General features: G+C 70.2%; 16 protein-coding genes and 1 pseudogene. 5 read left to right on the plus strand and 12 right to left on the minus strand.

The genetic code is table 11. The features are described from left to right. Positions 1–90 precede the first annotated feature (90 nt). From AC07VM_RS10020 to AC07VM_RS10035, 4 genes are read left to right on the plus strand one after another with little or no spacing between them, the layout of a single operon-like run. Positions 91–1,377: an ABC transporter permease subunit gene (locus tag AC07VM_RS10020; RefSeq protein ID WP_416383340.1), complete on the plus strand. Its 1,287-nt coding sequence runs from the start codon at positions 91–93 to the stop codon at positions 1,375–1,377. A 3-nt stretch (positions 1,378–1,380) separates the two neighbouring features. Beyond that, a complete protein-coding gene (locus tag AC07VM_RS10025; RefSeq protein ID WP_267417580.1) occupies positions 1,381–2,358 on the plus strand; it encodes a branched-chain amino acid ABC transporter permease in 978 nt (325 codons plus the stop codon). Positions 2,359–2,383: 25 nt separating this feature from the next. Further along, positions 2,384–3,343: an ABC transporter ATP-binding protein gene (locus AC07VM_RS10030; protein ID WP_267418517.1), complete on the plus strand. Its 960-nt coding sequence runs from the start codon at positions 2,384–2,386 to the stop codon at positions 3,341–3,343. Further along, positions 3,340–4,107: an ABC transporter ATP-binding protein gene (locus tag AC07VM_RS10035; RefSeq protein ID WP_267417579.1), complete on the plus strand. Its 768-nt coding sequence runs from the start codon at positions 3,340–3,342 to the stop codon at positions 4,105–4,107. The genes AC07VM_RS10030 and AC07VM_RS10035 overlap by 4 nt, the downstream gene beginning before the upstream one ends. 168 nt (positions 4,108–4,275) lie before the next feature. On the opposite strand, the gene AC07VM_RS10040 is transcribed toward AC07VM_RS10035, so the two are convergent. The 3 genes and pseudogenes from AC07VM_RS10040 to groES all read right to left on the minus strand — a co-directional run bounded on the left by AC07VM_RS10040 (position 4,276) and on the right by groES (position 7,047). Continuing rightward, positions 4,276–5,529 carry an ABC transporter substrate-binding protein gene (locus AC07VM_RS10040; RefSeq protein WP_267417578.1) on the minus strand — a complete coding sequence of 418 codons (1,254 nt, stop codon included), beginning with the start codon at positions 5,527–5,529 and terminating at the stop codon, positions 4,276–4,278. Between the two features lie 144 nt (positions 5,530–5,673). Further along, positions 5,674–6,602, minus strand: a pseudogene (gene rarD / locus AC07VM_RS10045) (EamA family transporter RarD). A 148-nt stretch (positions 6,603–6,750) separates the two neighbouring features. Beyond that, positions 6,751–7,047, minus strand: coding sequence for a co-chaperone GroES (gene groES, locus AC07VM_RS10050; protein ID WP_017203655.1), 297 nt, complete (start codon positions 7,045–7,047; stop codon positions 6,751–6,753). Between the two features lie 167 nt (positions 7,048–7,214). Between groES and AC07VM_RS10055 the strand changes: the two genes are divergently transcribed. Further along, positions 7,215–8,420 carry a class I SAM-dependent methyltransferase gene (locus AC07VM_RS10055; RefSeq protein WP_494911704.1) on the plus strand — a complete coding sequence of 402 codons (1,206 nt, stop codon included), beginning with the start codon at positions 7,215–7,217 and terminating at the stop codon, positions 8,418–8,420. Between the two features lie 6 nt (positions 8,421–8,426). On the opposite strand, the gene AC07VM_RS10060 is transcribed toward AC07VM_RS10055, so the two are convergent. The 9 genes from AC07VM_RS10060 to flgK are packed head-to-tail and all read right to left on the minus strand — an operon-like array spanning position 8,427 to position 16,177. Beyond that, on the minus strand, positions 8,427–9,626 hold the full coding sequence (locus AC07VM_RS10060) for a hypothetical protein (RefSeq protein ID WP_494910998.1): 1,200 nt from the start codon (positions 9,624–9,626) through the stop codon (positions 8,427–8,429). Then, the gene (locus AC07VM_RS10065; protein ID WP_494911000.1) at positions 9,610–10,791 is read right to left on the minus strand and encodes a hypothetical protein; all 1,182 of its coding nucleotides are present in this window, start codon (positions 10,789–10,791) and stop codon (positions 9,610–9,612) included. Before AC07VM_RS10065 ends, AC07VM_RS10060 begins: the two co-directional genes overlap by 17 nt. Positions 10,792–10,795: 4 nt before the next feature. Then, on the minus strand, positions 10,796–11,281 hold the full coding sequence (locus tag AC07VM_RS10070) for a hypothetical protein (RefSeq protein WP_267417573.1): 486 nt from the start codon (positions 11,279–11,281) through the stop codon (positions 10,796–10,798). Further along, on the minus strand, positions 11,278–12,345 hold the full coding sequence (gene tsaD, locus AC07VM_RS10075; protein ID WP_494911001.1) for a tRNA (adenosine(37)-N6)-threonylcarbamoyltransferase complex transferase subunit TsaD: 1,068 nt from the start codon (positions 12,343–12,345) through the stop codon (positions 11,278–11,280). The genes AC07VM_RS10070 and tsaD overlap by 4 nt, the downstream gene beginning before the upstream one ends. Further along, positions 12,342–12,830, minus strand: a complete 489-nt coding sequence (rimI, locus tag AC07VM_RS10080; RefSeq protein WP_494911003.1) for a ribosomal protein S18-alanine N-acetyltransferase — start codon at positions 12,828–12,830, stop codon at positions 12,342–12,344. Before rimI ends, tsaD begins: the two co-directional genes overlap by 4 nt. Beyond that, the gene (gene tsaB, locus AC07VM_RS10085) at positions 12,827–13,444 is read right to left on the minus strand and encodes a tRNA (adenosine(37)-N6)-threonylcarbamoyltransferase complex dimerization subunit type 1 TsaB (RefSeq protein WP_494911005.1); all 618 of its coding nucleotides are present in this window, start codon (positions 13,442–13,444) and stop codon (positions 12,827–12,829) included. Before tsaB ends, rimI begins: the two co-directional genes overlap by 4 nt. A gap of 60 nt (positions 13,445–13,504) precedes the next feature. Then, positions 13,505–13,876, minus strand: coding sequence for a flagellar assembly protein FliW (locus tag AC07VM_RS10090; RefSeq protein ID WP_494911006.1), 372 nt, complete (start codon positions 13,874–13,876; stop codon positions 13,505–13,507). Beyond that, positions 13,873–14,754, minus strand: coding sequence for a flagellar hook-associated protein FlgL (gene flgL / locus AC07VM_RS10095; RefSeq protein WP_494911008.1), 882 nt, complete (start codon positions 14,752–14,754; stop codon positions 13,873–13,875). The genes AC07VM_RS10090 and flgL overlap by 4 nt, the downstream gene beginning before the upstream one ends. A gap of 13 nt (positions 14,755–14,767) precedes the next feature. Next, positions 14,768–16,177 carry a flagellar hook-associated protein FlgK gene (flgK, locus tag AC07VM_RS10100; RefSeq protein WP_494911010.1) on the minus strand — a complete coding sequence of 470 codons (1,410 nt, stop codon included), beginning with the start codon at positions 16,175–16,177 and terminating at the stop codon, positions 14,768–14,770. Positions 16,178–16,180: the final 3 nt, after the last annotated feature.

A 16,180-nucleotide genomic window follows, 5' to 3' on the forward strand; every position in this document is an offset into this window, starting at 1 on the left:
CACAGCACTCAAAGTGGAGGTTGCGTGGGACCCACAACAATCGCCGTGCATCGAAAGCGCCCCTGGCTGGTCGCCTTCCTCGGTATCCTCATGGCGCTCACAGCGTTCCTGTTCATTCCGCCCTCGTCGGCCTCGGCCGAGACGACAGACGACGGGCAGGAGGTCACGGACTTCTACTTCGCGGGAGTCGTCACCAACGCCGATCAACCCGTCGAGGGCGTGGTCATGTCCATCGAGGGCAACGGCTTCGAGGCCGAGACGAAGACGGACGCCGAAGGCAAGTGGCGTCTCTACGTGCCGGAGAAGGAGACGTACACCCTCACGGTGGACGAATCGACCCTCCCCGACGGCGTGATCGTCGACGCGACGCAGCTCCCGGAGGGCATCCAGCCCGTCTCCGGGACCAGCGCGTCGTTCGAGCTGGAGTTCGGCCTGACCGGCACCAAGATCGTCAACTTCTTCCTCGGGGCGGGAGAGCGGGTCACGGTATCCTTCCTCGATCAGTTGCTCTCGCGCCTCGTGGGCGGCCTGAACTTCGGCCTCCTGCTCGGTCTCGCCTCCATGGGCGCCGCACTCATCTACGGCACCACGCGCCTGTCGAACTTCGCACACGGCGAGATGGTCACGTGGGGCGCGGTGGTCGCGCTGATCTTCACCACGTTCTGGCATGTCCCGGTCTGGCTCGGCATCATCGCCGCGGTCCTCGGCGGCGCGATCCTCGGCTGGGCGCTCGACGCCGGCATCTGGAAACCCCTGAGACGAAGAGGCCTCGGGGTGGTCCAGCTGATGATCGTGAGCATCGGCCTCTCGCTCGCCCTCCGCTACGGCATGCAGTACATGATCGGCGGCAGCACGTATCAGCTGCCCGGTGCGAGCCCGGAGCCGATCAGGCTCGGACCGATCTCGCTCTCCTACATCGACATGATCGGGATGGCGACGAGCATCATCGTGATCCTCGGAGTCGCGTTCTTCCTCACCCGGACCCGCACCGGAAAGGCGACGCGAGCGATCTCGGACAACCCGCAGCTGGCCGCGGCCTCGGGCATCGACGTCGACAAGGTCATCCGCACCGTGTGGATCCTCGCGGGCACGCTCGCGGCGATCTCCGGCATCCTCTGGGCGTACTTCCGGCCCGGTGTGAAGTGGGACATGGGCATGCAGATGCTGCTGCTGATGTTCTGCGCGATCACGCTCGGCGGTCTCGGCTCCGCGATCGGCGCCCTGATCGGCTCGATCATCGTCGGTCTCGCGGTGGAGGTGTCGACCCTGCTGGGCGTCCCCTCCGACCTCAAGTACGCCAGCGCCCTCGTCGCGCTGATCATCATCCTGCTCGTGCGACCGCAGGGCATCCTCGGACGCAAGGAAAGGTTGGGCTGACTCATGGACTTCGGAAGCATCTTCGGCAACACCGCCTCCTATCTCTTCAGCCCGACGACGATCGCCTACGCTCTGGCCGCGACCGGTCTCGCCGTGCACTTCGGCTACACCGGACTGCTCAACTTCGGCATGGCGGCCTTCATGGCGATCGGCGGCTACGGCTACGCGATCTCGATCCTGACGTTCGGGTTCCCGTGGTGGGCCGGCGTCCTCGTCGGCATGATCGGCGGCGCGCTGTTCGCCCTCCTCCTCGGCATCCCGACCCTGCGCCTGCGCGCGGACTACCTCGCCATCGCGACCATCGCGGCCGCCGAGGTGGTGCGCCTGATGTTCGTGACGGAGCTGTTCAAGGACTGGACCAACTCGGCCGGTGGGCTCTCGGGGTATCACCAGAGCTTCCGCGACGCGAACCCCTTCCCTCCCGGGACCTATGGATTCGGGCCGTGGACCTACAACGCGACCGACCTGTGGGTGCGCGTCGTCGGCCTGATCTCGCTCGCCGTCGCGGTGCTGGTGGTCTGGGCGCTCATGCGCAGCCCCTGGGGCCGTGTGCTCAAGGGCATCCGTGAGGACGAGGACGCGGTGCGCTCCCTCGGCAAGAACGTCTTCGCCTACAAGATGCAGGCGCTCGTGGTCGGTGGCGTGATCGGCGCCCTCGGCGGCATCGTGTTCATCCTGCCGTCCGCGGTGATCCCGGGCAGCTACTCCACGTCGCTGACGTTCTTCCTCTGGACGATCCTCCTGCTCGGAGGCGCGGCGACCGTGCTCGGACCGACACTCGGCGCCGTGCTGTTCTGGGTGGTGTTCGCCTTCCTCGGCGCGCTGCTCCCCGCGATGGCGAACGCCGGCTACCTGCCCATGTCGGGCGCACAGGCCGACGTCGTGCGGTACATCGTGATCGGTGTCGTCCTGATGCTGATCGTCATTTTCCGCCCCCAGGGCATCCTCGGAAACAAGAGGGAGATGACCTTTGTCAAGTGACAACGACGCGGCAGCAGCCGCGAAGATCACGCCCCGGGCGAAGACCGGCGGCCTCGCCGCCGGTCCCGCCGCCCCCGGCGTCAAGAAGGTCGACCCGATCCTCATCGTCGACGCCGTGGAGCGGCGCTTCGGCGGGCTGACGGCGGTCGACGTCGACCACCTCGAGATCCCGCGCGGCGCCATCACCGCGCTGATCGGCCCCAACGGCGCCGGCAAGACGACGCTGTTCAACCTGCTCTGCGGCTTCGACAAGCCGAACTCGGGCACCTGGTCGTTCGACGGCACCAACCTGTCCGGCATCCCCTCCTTCAAGGTGGCCCGGATGGGACAGGTGCGCACGTTCCAGCTCACCAAGTCGCTGTCGCTGCTCACCGTGCTCGAGAACATGAAGCTCGGGGCGAAGGATCAGCGCGGCGAAGGCTTCTGGGCCGGACTCTTCCCCTTCCTCTGGCGCAAGCAGGACCAGGAGATCGAGAAGCGCGCGCACGAGCTGCTCACCCGCTTCAAGCTCGACGCCAAGGAGCAGGACTTCGCGGCGTCGCTCTCCGGCGGTCAGCGCAAGCTGCTCGAGATGGCGCGGGCGCTCATGAGCGACCCGACCCTCGTGATGCTCGACGAGCCGATGGCCGGGGTCAACCCCGCGCTCACGCAGTCGCTGCTGGAGCACATCCTCGATCTCAAGGATCTCGGGATGACCGTGCTCTTCGTCGAGCACGACATGCACATGGTGCGCCACATCGCCGACTGGGTGGTCGTCATGGCCGAGGGTCGCGTCGTGGCCGAGGGCCCGCCCGACCAGGTCATGGAGGACCCCGCCGTCGTCGACGCGTACCTGGGCGCGCACCAGGACGTCGATCTCGGAGCGGTCACCGGCCGGCTCCCGGTGATCTCGGAAGAGGACGCCACCCGGATCCGGGAGCAGATCGAGACCGAGGTCGAGGCCGAGGTCGAAGCCGAGGACGAGGCCGAGGAGGAGAAGGCATGACCGACGCACCCGTCGAACGGAACGAGATCAAGAACGACGACGTCATCGTCGAGCTGAAAGACGTCCACGCGGGGTATCTGCCGGGGGTCAACATCCTCAACGGCGCGAACCTCGTCGCCCACAAGGGTGAGCTGATCGGCATCATCGGCCCGAACGGCGCCGGCAAGTCCACGCTGCTCAAGGCCATCTTCGGCATGGTCGAGATCCGGTCCGGCGACGTGACCGTGAAGGGTGAGAGCATCGTCGGCCTCAAGGCCGACAAGCTCGTCCAGCGCGGAGTCGCCTTCGTGCCGCAGACCAACAACGTGTTCCCCTCGCTGACCATCCAGGAGAACCTCGAGATGGGGCTCTACCAGAACCCGAAGATCTTCGCGGAGCGCCTGGAGTTCGTCAGCAGCATCTTCGGCGAGCTGGGCAAGCGCCTGAAGCAGCGCGCCGGCTCGCTCTCCGGCGGTGAGCGCCAGATGGTGGCGATGTCACGGGCGCTCATGATGGATCCCTCGGTGCTGCTGCTCGACGAGCCCTCGGCCGGCCTCTCCCCCGTGCGCCAGGACGACGCGTTCATCCGCGTCTCCGACATCAACAAGGCGGGCGTGACGACGATCATGGTCGAGCAGAACGCCCGACGCTGCCTGCAGATCTGCGACCGCGGCTACGTGCTCGACCAGGGCAAGGACGCCTACGAGGGATCGGGGCGCGAGCTCCTGAACGATCCCAAGGTCATCGGCCTGTACCTCGGCACGCTGGGCACCGACGCCGCCTGAGCCGCACCCCGGCGTCGGCCGGAAACCACGACGACGAGACGCCCCGCCCGGCCATCTGCTCCGGGCGGGGCGTCTCGTCTCGCTCCGCTCGCTCGACGACCGAGGGGAAGCGGCGGGGGTACGACGAAGGCCCCGGATGCCGAGCATCCGGGGCCTTCGTGTGCGGGATTACTTGATCCGCTTGGCGGTGTTGTCGGCGCCGAACTCGTACACGCCGATGGCCGCGCCCTTCGGGTCGTTGTTCTCGTCGAACGTGATCTCACCGGAGAGGCCGTCGTAGTCGGCGGTGCCGCCGCCGTTGATGATGTCGGCGCACTCGGCGAAGGTCTTGCACTTCTCGCCGTCACCGTCGCCACCGGAGACGGTGCGCATCTGCTCGGCCATGTCCGCGCCCTCGACGGAACCGGCGGCCAGAGCCGACAGCGCCATCAGGATCACGGCGTCGTACGCCTCGGCGGAGTACGTCACGGCGTCGATCGGGTCGTTGCCCTCGGCGGTCCAGACCTCGTTCAGCTGGTCCAGGAAGTCCTGCGGCAGCTCGGCGCCGGCGCGGGTTCCCTTCGAGCCCTCGAGGCTGACCGAGACGTCGGTGCCCCAGTCCTTCAGGTTGCCGTCGACCAGGTACAGCGAACCCGTGTCGATGCCGGCGTTGCCGAGCAGCGGCGCGATGGTCGCGAACTGGTCGTACGAGACGACGGCGACGGCGTCCGGCTTGGCGGCCGCGATCGTCGACACCTGAGCGTTGAACTGTCCGTCGCCCTGGTTGTAGGAGGCCTCGGCGACGACCTCGCCACCGGTGCCCTCGAACGTCGACTTGATGGCTTCGAAGAGGCCGGTGCCGTACGGGTCGTTCTGGTAGATGATGCCGAGGGTCTTGTGTCCGTCTTCGGCGATCTGGTTGCCGAGCACCTCGCCCTGCAGGTTGTCGCTGGGGGCGGTGCGGAAGTACAGCGGGTTGATGCCCGTGAAGTCCGCGGACGTGTTCGACGGCGAGACGGTGAGGATGCCCGCACCGGCGTTGCCGTCGAGGATGAGCTTCGTGACGCTCGACGACGCGGCGCCGACCATCGCGGTGATGCCCGCGTTCTGCAGGTTGGTGATCGAGGTCTCGTAGGCCTTGTTGTCGAGGTCGCCCTCGTCGGCCGTGGTGAGGTCGATGGTCACCCCAGCGTCGGCCTCGTTGATCTGGTTGACGGCCAGCTGGACACCGGCCTCCATCGGCGCTCCGAGGAACGCGAGCGTGCCGGTCGCGGGAAGCATCGAGCCGAGCTTGAGCGTCAGGTCGACGGCCGGCTTCTCACCACCCTTCGACGGCTCCGCGTTCGGCGTGCTCGCGCAGCCGGAGATGACGATGGCGGATGCGCTGATAAGTGCGATCCCGGCGAAGACCTTCGCGGTGCGCGAGCCCTTCAATGCGTTCATGATGCTCCCTTGCGTAACTGAACGTGGATTGTGACCACAGTCGGGTGCTCTAACACTAGGGCGTGATGCCCGCGCACAGGGGTGGCAAGTATCTCGGTGCGTTAACGATCCGACACCGGGTTCTCCAGCCCTGGAAAGGGCCGGTCAGACCAGATCGGGCCTCGGGGTCCTGCGCCCTCGGCGGGCGGCGAGGAACAGGTCGACGAGGAAGACGGCGATGGCGATCCAGACGATCACGAACCCCGCCCACCGCGCTGCCGGCATGGGCTCGTGCAGGACGACGACGCCGATGAGGAACTGCATCACCGGGGTGATGAACTGGATCATGCCGATCACGGTGAGGTTGATCCGTCGGGCGCCCGCGGCGAAGAGCAGGAGCGGGACGGCGGTCGCGACACCGGCGAAGGCGAGCAGCACGCCGTGCGCCCAGCCGTTCGCGCCCATCGTGATCCCGGTCGTCTGGCGACGACGATCAGCTGCACGACCGCCATCGGGATCAACCAGAAGGACTCGAGGGTCAGACCGCTGACCGCGTCGACCGCCGGACCGATCTTCTTCTTGATGAGCCCGTAGACCCCGAACGACGCCGTCAGCGAGAGCGCGATCCACGGGAAGTCGCCGTACGCGACGACGATCACGACCACGGCGAGGGCCGCGATCGCGATGGCCGCCCACTGCAGCCGCCGGATGCGCTCCTTCAGCACGAAGACTCCGAGGAGCACGGTGGTGATCGGGTTGATGAAGTAGCCCAGGCTCGTCTCCACCACGTTGCCGCTGAGGGTCCCGATCAGGAACACCTGCCAGTTGATGTAGATCAGGAGGCCGGCGAGCGCGGTCCAGCCCAGCAGCTTCGGCTGACGAAGGATCGCCCGGAACGCGGCCCAGCCGCGCATGACCGTGAGCAGCAGGAGGCAGAAGACGAACGACAGCAGCACGCGCCAGGCGACGACCTCCCACGGCCCGGTGGGCACGAGCAGGAGGAAGTAGAGCGGCAGCACGCCCCAGAGGAGGTAGGCGGATCCGGCGTAGGCGACTCCGGCGGACGGGGTGGCGCGGGTCGTCTCGGGGGTCACCGCACAACACTATGCCCGCGCCACGGGCGCAGAGTTCTCCCCTCCAGGCTCCCCGCCGAGTTTGGCAGGAAACGGATGCCGGGTGGCGGAACGCAGAAGGGGGCTCGGATGCCGAAGCATCCGAGCCCCCTTCGAGGACCTCAGCAGATCAGCGGACGACGACCGCGAGGACGTCGCGAGCCGACAGGACGAGGAACTCGTCTGCGCCGAACTTCACCTCGGTGCCGCCGTACTTGCTGTAGAGCACGCGGTCGCCGACGGCGACGTCGAGCGGAACACGGTTGCCGTTGTCATCGATACGGCCGGGGCCGACCGCCACGACCTCGCCCTCCTGGGGCTTCTCCTTGGCGGTGTCGGGGATGACCAGGCCACTCGCGGTGGTCTGCTCGGCCTCGACCTGCTTGATGACGATGCGGTCCTCGAGCGGCTTGATGGAAACCGACACGGTCTACCTCTTCTTTCTTGACGCTGACACGAAAGACTTGTTCGCACTCTCAACCCGAGAGTGCTAATGCCAGTGTAGGCGGTCGGCTGGCACTCATGCAATGCGAGTGCCAGTGCGTCGCCGCCGCTCGGTCCGCCGCGCGGGGGAATTAGGCTGAGGGCGTGGAGATGTCCGAGCTGCGTGCCCTGCTGACCCCTGCCGGTCTCGAGCTGCTCGACGCACTCGACCCGATCGAATCGACCGCCGACGTCGCCCGCGCCGTCTCCCGGCTGCGCGCCGCCGGGCACGCGCCCGATCTCGTCTCCGCGGTCGTCGGACAGGCGCACCTGCGGTCCAGGGCCGCCGCCAAGTTCGGACCGTTCGCCGCGCGCATGCTGTTCACCCGGGCGGGGCTCGAGCAGGCGACGAGGCTCGGCGTGGCGGCACGGCACGCGCAGCGGATCCGCCGTGCGGGATTCACGGACGTCGCCGACCTCGGCTGCGGCATCGGCGGCGATGCGCTGGCCTTCGCGGGCGCCGGGCTCGACGTGCGGGCGGTCGACGCCGACGAGGTCACGGCCGCGATCGCGGCGTACAACCTCGCCCCCTTCGGCGAGAACGCGGTGGTGCGTCACGACACCGCCGAGAACGCGTTCGCCGCTCTCGATGACACCGGCACCCGCGCCGTCTGGATGGATCCGGCCCGGCGCACGTCGGGGCACACGGAGACCCGTCGCGTCTCCGCCGATGACTACTCCCCCTCGCTGGACTGGGCGTTCGATGTCGCCTCCCGGGTACCGACCGGCATCAAGCTCGGCCCCGCGCACGACCGTGACGCGCTGCCCGCCGACGCCGAGGCGCAGTGGGTCAGCGCCGACGGCAGCGTGGTGGAGCTCGTCGTGTGGAGCGGTGCCCTCGCCCGGGAGGGTGTGCGGCGTGCGGCCCTCGTGATCCGCGACGACCGCTCCCACGAGCTCACCTCATCGGCGGACGCCGCGGACGAGCCGGTGCGCGAGCTCGGCGCATTCCTGCACGAACCCGACGGAGCGGTCATCCGCGCCCGTCTGATCGGCGACGTCGCCCGGAGCCTCGATGCCGGGATGCTCGACGAGCACATCGCGTACCTGACGTCGGATGCGGCGCTGACGAGCCCGTTCGTGCAGTCGTTCCGCGTGCGCGAGACCCTGCCGGCGAACCCCAAGGCGATCAGCGCCGCGCTGAAGGCGCACGGCATCGGCCGCCTCGAGATCAAGAAGCGCGGGGTCGACGTCGACCCGGCGGCGTTCCGGAAGAAGCTGACGCTGCGCGGCGATCAGGAGGCGACGCTGATCCTCGCGCGCATCGGGGATCGACGGACGGCGATCCTCGCCGATCGGGTGCCCGCCGCGGGGTGATCCGCCTCAGTCGTCCGTGCCGGCGCCGGGGACGCGGATCTCGATCGGATCGCCGGGCTCCCCCTGCACCACGACGGTCTCCCCCGGAGCGACCTCGGCCAGCGATGTCGCGTTCGTGACCGTCACGAACGGAGCCTGCTGGCCCGTGAACCGCAGGTCGATGGCGGAGACGCCGGTCACCCCGCCGGTCGGATCGAGATCGACCACCTGCACGTCGAGTCCTTCCTGCAGGGCGGCCTCGAAGGGTTTGCATGCCACTCCACCACCGGCATCCACGATCAGGCACCGCTGCGTCGCGCCCTGCTCGGTGAGACGGTCGGCCGACCACACCGGCGCCGAACGGAAACGGCCGACGAGCGTGAGCCCGAGGCTGTACCCCTCCGCGGCCAGCTCCCCGGCCCTCTCGCGTTCGGCGTCGGCGAGCCCGTCGGTCGAACCGAATCCCGGACCCCAGCGCTGGAGACCGACCATGGGCTCCCCGTCAGCGGTGAGGAACATCGTGGCGCCGACATTCACGTCGAACCACCCTCCCTCGGCGTCGCCCTCCTCCGCCGGCAGCGGCAGGAACGCGGACATCCCGACCTCCTGCTCCTCCGAGGTCCGGCAGTCCGCCTGGGATCTCTCACCGACGTCGAGCACCAGGCAGTGGACCTCACCCGCCTTCCTCGTCGCGTACCAGACGAGGGCGTCGTCGTTCTGCGCGATCGCACGCACCGAACCGGGGTCGTAGGTCGACGCGCCGAGCTCGGCACGACGCTGCTGCTGCTCGGCGCTCAGCGGGATGCTCGCGGGCTGCGGGGAGAAGAGGGCCCCGCCGGCGCCGATGCCGATCGCGAGCAGGAGGACGGATCCCACGACCGCGGCCTTCGCGCTCCTCCGCAGTGCTCCATGGAACGTCGCGGGGGCCTCCGGCGGTTCGGGGGCGTCCGGTTGTCCGGGGAGGTCAGGCTGGCCGGGGAGGTCAGGGGCATCCGACGCAGCTGCGGCATCCGGCGCACGCCCGTCACCGGCGTTCGGGGCGGGCACTCCGTCGTGGATCGCCGTCTCCGCGGACGCGGACGCGGACGTCGTCGGCGCGGCGACATCGAGGCGCCGGCCCTCCAGCGCGCGCAGCCGCTGCGCCTCGGCCGTCGTCAGACTGCCGCCGGGACTGTAGGCCTTCCGCTGCAGCGCCCGCCGTTCCTCGGCGTCAGTCCTCGCCGGCACCCTCGACGCCTCCCTCGCGGGTGATCACGAGGTAGCCGGGTCCGCTGCTGGTCGGCAGTTCGAGGTGCGTGACGCCGCCGGTCTCGGTGTCGACGACGTTGAGGACGAGACTCGACGCCTGATCCTGCATCGTCTCCGGATCGGCGCAGGCGATCGGCGCCTCCGCGGTCGAGCCGTCGTAGATGAGGCACTGGGTCTGCGCGTCGACCTTCACGGCGGTCCACACCGGCACGTCACCGTCGTACCCGACCACCCAGAGCGAGTTGGTGTCGAAGCCTTCGTCGGCGAGCCGCTCCGCCGTCCGCGACTCCTGGTCGTTCGCGTAGGTGATGCCGCTGAAGCTCGGGTCGTAGTCGTAGGAGCTCACCGCGACGGCGGCATCTCCCGCTGCGGTGAACAGCATCTGCACGCTGAGCTGGCGCTGCAGGTCGCCCTCGCCGTCGACGGTGATGGACCCCGAGATGCCGGTCACGACGGCCGTCTCCGTGAGATCGCACTGGGGCATGGTCACATCCCCCGTGCCGAGGATCAGACAGGTGCGTGCGTTCTCGTCCATCGTCGCCGTCCAGATGACGGCACCTTCCTCGACGGCGAGCGCACGGATCGATCCCGGGTCGTAGCGGCCGCCGGAGAGCAGGGTGTTCTGCCACTCCTGCTGCTCCGCGGTCAGCTCGAGCGGGACGGAGCCCCCGGACCGGCCGAAGGCGAGCCAGCCGATCGCCAGACCGACGACGAGCACGAATGCGGCCGCGAGCGCGAGCGGCCGCCAGTATGCCCGCACGGTCGCGCGCAGCGCGCCGGCAGTCGGCGCGGAGGACTCCTCCGCAGCACCCTCGTCCGCGGTGCCGCCCGCGTCGGCGCGCTCACCGTCCTCCGGCGCATCGATGACCGTGGTCCGGCGGCCCGGCCTGACGGTGCTCCCCTCGAGCGTGCTCTCCTGGACCGCGCTCTTCCCGAGCGTGCTCTCCTGGACCGTGCTCTCCTCGGCCGAGGCCTCCGGCGGTCCGGCGCTCCCGTCCGCTGCCGATCCCGCGGCCCTGACGGCGAAGCGGCGGTCGTCCAACTCACGGAGCCTGTCGGCCTCGGTCGGTGTGAGCACGGCGTCACGCCCGTAGGCACGCGCCTGCAGGGAGCGCAGCTCCTCCTGCTCCTCGGCGCTCAGCATCGGATCAGCCCAGCTTCTCGAACTGCATGCCCGCCCAGACCAGCCATCCCAGGCTGTAGACGGTGGCGCAGAGGCTGAGCACGAGCGCCCAGCGAGCGATCGCCCGGTTCTCGACGGGGCGACGCAGGGACATGATGGCCGCGATCACCGCGACCACGGCGACGGGGATGCCCCACCCGACGAAGAACGACGCTCCGAGCGCCACGATCGCGGCGAGCAGTGCCCAGGGGGCGAGTCGGGTGTCGTCGATCGGTGCGGTGTCGACCGCGGGCTCCCACTCCGGCTCCTCCGGCGCATCGATGTCGGGACCGCTCACCACCACCGGCTCGATGCCGACGGGCCCGGTCGGGAGCTTCGTGTACCCCTCACGCCGCGCGCCGGGGAGCCGTGCCGATCCCGCCGGGTGCTCGACCTCGCCGCTGGGGCGCTCGATGCGCGTCTGCGGTGCGGGCGGAGTCTTCGCCGCGGAGGCGTCGGCCGCGTCGCTCATGCGAGCACCGCCTCCGCGATCTGGATCTCCGTGACCGGAAGCGTGGAATCGGCGCCGAACGCGAGGGTCGAGGGGCGGCGCCCCGATGAGATCAGCTCGGCCGCGAGCGCCGCGATCATCGCCCCGTTGTCCGTGCAGAGCGAGAGCGGGGGGATGCGCACCGTCACGCCTGCCTCGGCCGCGCGCTGCAGTGCGACCTCGCGCAGTCGCCGGTTCGCGATCACTCCGCCGCCCAGCAGCAGTCGCGGCACACCCAGGTCGGCGCAGGCGGCGAGGGCCTTCGTCACGAGCACGTCCACCACGGCCTCGCGGAAGCTCGCGGCGACATCGGCCACCGGCACTTCCACGCCGTCGGCCTCGCAGCGCTCGACCCAGCGGGCGACGGCCGTCTTGAGCCCCGAGAAAGAGAAGTCGTAGCGGTGCTTCGCCATGTCGGACGCGCGGGAGAGCCCCCGCGGGAACCGGATCGCGTTCGGATCGCCCTCGGCCGCCGCACGGTCGATCTCCGGACCACCGGGATACGGCAGCGAGAGGAGCCGGGCGACCTTGTCGAACGCCTCCCCCGCCGCATCGTCCATCGTCTCGCCGAGGAGCTCGACGTCGGTCGTGAGGTCGCGCACGTGCAGCAGCGAGGTGTGCCCGCCGGAGACCAGCAGCGCGATCGTCGGGTATTCGAGCGGTGCCGAGTCGGCCGTGAGGATGTCGGCCGCGATGTGTCCGACCAGGTGGTTCACCGCGTACAGCGGCTTGTCGAGCGACACGGCCAGACCCTTCGCGGCGCCGACCCCGACCATGAGGGCGCCCGCGAGTCCGGGCCCGCTCGTGACGGCGACCGCGTCGAGGTCGTCGAGGCGCACGCCGGCTTCCGCGAGCGCCGCCTCGATCGACGGCTGCAGCGCCTCGAGGTGCGCCCGCGCGGCGACCTCCGGCACGACGCCGCCGTACCGGGCGTGCTCGTCCATGCTCGAGGCGATGGTGTTCGAGAGCAGGGTGCGCCCGCGGACGATGCCGATGCCCGTCTCGTCGCAGCTCGTCTCGATGCCGAGGACCAGCGGTTCGCTCATGCCTTCGCCTCCTCGGTCGTGTCGGTCGACGCCGGGTGGCGGCGCAGTTCCAGGCGCATCACGATCGCGTCGACGTCGTCCGGCTGATAGTAGCGAGGACGCCGGCCGATCTCCTCGAAACCCTCCGCGCGGTAGAGACCTTCGGCGGACGGATTGTCGGCTCGGACCTCGAGGAACACCTCGCGGGCGCCGCGCTCGACGGCGGCGGAGAGCAGTGCACGCAGCAGGGCGCGCCCCCGCCCCTGGCCCCGGCGCTCGGCGAGGAGGGCGATGGTCTGGATGTCGGCATCCGCGCTGCCCTGGAGGGCGCGCACGCCGCCGTACCCGATCACCGTGCCGTCCTGCTCATCGACGAGGTAGCGGCCGTGCGGGCTGTCGAGCTCGGCGGCCATGGTGTCGGCGCTCCAGGCGTCGGTGGGAAAGGACCGGTTCTCGATCGCCATGATCGCGTCGAGGTCTTCCGGGGTGGCGTCGCGGAGCGTCACGTCCCCACCTTCTTCGGTGCACCGGGAAGCGTCACGTCGGGGTGGCGCAGGTAGAGCGGCTCGTCGCCCGTGAGGGTGCGGCCGGCGGCGAGCGCCCGCGCGCCGACCCGGGCCAGGTCCGTGGCGGACAGCGTCGCCACGTCGATGCGGCGGAGGCCGTCGAGGTGCGCGTCGGCCTCTGCCGCCCGCACCAGCACGGTCTCGGCCACGACGTTCGGGATGCCGTCGGGATCCGTGCCGTCGAAGACGGTGATCGCGACCTCGCGGCGGCGGGCGTCCGTCACGATCGCGAACGGCTGCGTCTCGGTCTCCAGCGCGGTGAGCGCTGCCGCGAAGTGGCTGGGGACGGGGACGACCGGGATGCCGCGACCGAGCGCGAACGCCCGGGCGGCGGCGATGCCGATGCGCAGGCCCGTGAAGGGTCCCGGCCCCATGCCCGCGACGACATGCGTCACGTCACCCGGACCGGCATCCCGACAGGCGTCGACGAGCAGGTCGCCGATGACCTCGGCGTGGCCGAGGGGGTCGGTGGCGTTCGCTGCGGAGCGGGCCGCCCCGTCGGCATCGATGAGGGCGACAGCCGTGCCCAGGGAGGTGTCGACGGCAAGGATCACGTCTCCAGGGTAGCCGTGGTTCCGCCCGGGCAGCGGCCCGGTTCGACCGCGGAGCGCGCGTCAGCCCAGCGGAGCGCGCAGCGGGTAGTCCTGGTCCTCGAGGATCACCTGCGCGGCGGCGCCCGTGGTGCGGTTGACGATCACGGGAGCGAGGAGGTTCACGCTCACCCCGTCGGCGGACGGGTGCGCGACCACGAGGATCAGCGCGTCATCGGGCGTCTCGAGCGCGAGGCCGTCGGCCTGCTCGTCGGTGAGCACGGGTGCGTACTCGCTGAGCACCGAACGGGGGTCGACGAGGTACAGGCGCAGCTCCGCGTCGTCCACCGCCCGCATCGCGAACAGTCCGTCCGCACCGTCGACGGGCGCGAGCGCGAAGTCGACGTGCGGGGCGAGCCCGGGCGGCGGAGCGAGGAACGTGAGTGCCGCGGTCATCGCAGGAAGTCCATGAGCGAGGGCTGGAGCACGCGCGCGTTCACGGCGAGCGCGGAGCGGTACACGAGCTCCTGCGCCTGCAGGCGCACGAGCACCTCGATCGAATCGACGTCCTCGACCGCCACGCGGCGGGACTCGAGGGACACGGTGTTCTGCACTGCCGCCTCCTTGGCGCGTTCGATCTGGGCCTGACGGGTACCGACGGATCCCTGCACGGCGAGCATGGCCGTGCGCCGGGAGTCGATCTCCGCCAGTCGGGGTCCGACGTTCGTGCCGGAGCGGAGGTCGGCGACGATCTTGTCCACCAGCGCGAACACCGAGTCGTCGCCGGTTCCGAAGACCGCGGCGCCGTCGGTGTCGACCCGGACGGAGGCACCGTCGGAGACGCGGCGGCTGACCTCCGCACCCGGAACGCCGCTGTGGCTGTAGTCCGCGGCGAAGGCCGCGCTATCGGATGTGCCCGCGAACACCGAGCGGCCGAGCAGCCGGGTGTTCGCCTGTGAGAGGAGCTCCTTGCGGATGCCTTCCAGCTCGACGGCCAGGGCCTCCTTCGCGGTCGCGTCCAGCGCGCCGTCGTTCGCTCCCTGCGCGGTGAGGTCGCGGATCCGGCTCAACAGGGACGTGCTGGCGCTGATCGCCCCGTCCGCCGCCGTGACCCACGCGAGGCCGTCGTCGATGTTGCGGGCGTACTGGTCGGTGCGGCGCTGCTCGGCATGCAGCGCCAGCGCGGCCGCGGCTGCCGCCGGGTCGTCGGACGGTGCGGCGAACGCGCGCTGGGAGGTCGCCTGCTCCTGCAGCCGCGCCAGCTCGGAGAGGTTCGACTGCAGCTGGCGCATGGCCGTCTGCGTCATGGCGGATGAGGTCACTCGAGAGATCACGATGCTCCTTCGCTCAGCGTCCGACGAGACCCGTGCGGTTGATGAGGACGTCGAGCGCCTCGTCCACCGCGGTCATCACGCGGGCTGCGGCCTGGTAGGCGGTCTGGTAGGTGAGCAGACTGATCGTCTCCTCGTCGCCGTCGACGGCGGCGACCGACTGCTGCGCCCCGACCGCGGCGACCGCCGTCGCGTCGGACACCCGCGCACGCTGCACGTCGGCCGCGGTCGCGACGCCGAAGCGCGTGACGTGATCGGACCACAGCGCATCCGGGGACGTCGCGCTCCGCCCGATCTGCGAGATCAGGTCGGCGTTGGTCGAATCCAGTGCGCCGGCTCCCGGCGCGGCGAGCGCCAGCTCCGACGGCGAGGTGACCGCGACGCGCAGTCCGAGCGCCGCCGACCCCGTGGTCGGGAGCGTGAAGAAGTCGCCGCCGGGCTGACCGGACGCGGTCACACCGGCACGATGCTGCGCGTTCAGCGCATCGGCCAGGGTCGTCGCCATCGCGTCGTACGTCGACGCGAGCTGCGCGAGCATCCCGCCGTCCGACGCGGGGGCGAGGATCGAGAGCGAGCCGCCGAGCTCGCCCCCGTCGATCGACACCGGGATGTCGGGATCGGAGACCCAGGAGACCGTGAGCCGCTGGCCGTCGCCGAGCGTCGTCGGCCCGGTCAGCGCGAGATGACGGGAGTCTGCTCCCGACACCAGGGCGTTGCCGCCGATGCGCACCGTCATCGTCCCGTCGCTCTCGACGGTCGCGGCGGCACCGGCCATCCGGGACACGTTCTGTGCGAGGACGCTGCGCTGGTCCATGAGCTCGTTCGCCGAGCGCCCGGAGGCGAGGGCGTCGCGGATCTCCTGGTTGAGCACGGCGATCTGATCCGCCGCCACGTTCACCTGGGTGATCGTGCGCTCGGCACCCGCACGCGCGTCGCTCCACTGCGAGGCGACCGCGCGGTATCCGCCCGCGATGTGGGAGGCGAGCTCCTTCGCGGACTCCAGGATGCTGGAGGCCGCGGCCCCCGAGTCCGGGGTGTTCGCGAGGTCCTGCCAGCCTGACCAGAACTTCGACAGCCGGGCGGCCAGTCCGTTCTCGGTGGGCTCGGCCAGAGACGCCTCGATCCTGGTCGCGGCGACCGCCCGCGTGGACCAGAAGCCGGACGCCGCGAGGGAATCGCGGACGCGGGCGTCGAGCAGCGCATCGCCGAGTCGGGCGACGCCGTCGATGGAGACGCCGTGCCCCGGGACGGCCCCGACGCTGAAGCGTCCGGTCTGGGCGACGGCGGCCACGGCCGAGGTCAGCACCCGCTGACGCGTGTACCCCTCCGTCTTCTGGTTGGCGATGTTCTGCCCGACCACGTCCATGCCGCGGCGGGCGGCCGCGAGACCGCTGGCCGCGGTGTTCAATCCACTGAAGGTCGACATGAT

It is taken from the genome of Microbacterium sp. GW821-FHT01D02, from assembly GCF_059422585.1.